Raw genomic sequence first — 686 nt, forward strand, 5'->3', positions numbered from 1 at the left:
GTGCAAAGTTTACTGTATGGCAAAGTCACCATCAGTGGTGAAAATTATCCCAAATGCGAAGTCAATTATGGTCGAAATGGGGCGTTGACCATTAAAGCCAAAAAACCTTGGACCGCCGTTGATGCACCCATCGTTGATGATATTGAGGAAGTCAGCGTAGCCATGGCTTCCGCTCCAGGTGGTTCGCAAGCTAAGGATATTTATTTTGGGCCTGCCGTATGGAAATGCATGCGTAAAAATAAGCAGTTACTGGACCAGCTGGATACCCAAGTGGCGGGTACTAATGCCACCATTGATCGTGGACCGCAAACGACTGCAGATGATGTAGTGTTTGTCGGTTCACTGGGTGGCGGACGGTTAAAATTACACTGCGACAGTCGTCAGTATCAGGATGATGCAGGCCAAATGCAGCCCTTTTTACCTGAAGGTGTGGTGATGCCTGTCGGTGACGTGGAAGGGGTGCAATGTTTTGGCGCGATTATGGATGTCAAAGTATTACGGCCCATGCGCACCTTTCCTAAATCCTGGGTGCAGGAAGATCCGTCGGTGGAATATGTGATGACCCAATCTGCACCCCTGGTGGTGCCTGCTCGCCCTAATGGTTCAGCGTTATTAATTGACGTTTTAAAATAAACCATGAGTGCATTCCAAAACCTGCAGCAGGAACTGAATCGGGAACGTATGGC

Annotated in this window: 1 protein-coding gene; it reads left to right on the top strand. The window is 48.7% G+C overall.

The window, feature by feature from the left end; translation table 11 throughout:
* Positions 1–633: major capsid protein (locus tag KCG35_RS25960; protein ID WP_215822807.1), on the top strand; the 633-nt coding region annotated here is incomplete at its 5' end.
* Positions 634–686 lie beyond the last annotated feature (53 nt).

It is taken from the genome of Zooshikella harenae (genome assembly GCF_018837975.1).
Taxonomy (GTDB): domain Bacteria; phylum Pseudomonadota; class Gammaproteobacteria; order Pseudomonadales; family Zooshikellaceae; genus Zooshikella; species Zooshikella harenae.